Annotated in this window: 1 protein-coding gene; it reads left to right on the top strand. The window is 43.6% G+C overall.

Annotated elements, in window-relative coordinates:
- On the top strand, positions 1-212 hold a 212-nt coding region (locus ACPYOJ_RS36770), incomplete at its 5' end, for a DinB family protein (protein WP_481420601.1).
- Between the last annotated feature and the right edge of the window lie 24 nt (positions 213-236).

Raw genomic sequence — 236 nt, 5'->3', positions numbered from 1 at the left:
GAGACAGACACAGAGAAGGTGGCTGGACAATAAGACAGTTGGTCAATCATATTGCGGACAGCCATATTAACAGTTTCATACGCTTTAAGCTGGCTCTTACAGAAGATAATCCTACAATAAAGCCATATGATGAAGCAAAATGGGCAGAACTTCAGGACAGCCAGAATATGCCGATAAAACCTGCTATGAGACTGTCTCTTATACACATCTGACGCTGCCGACGACTAGTCGAGTGT

Source organism: Rhizobium sp. SVR5-9E, assembly GCF_056755095.1.
The sequence above is the reverse complement of the archived record's forward strand: the minus strand, read 5'-3'. Positions and strand labels throughout refer to the sequence as shown.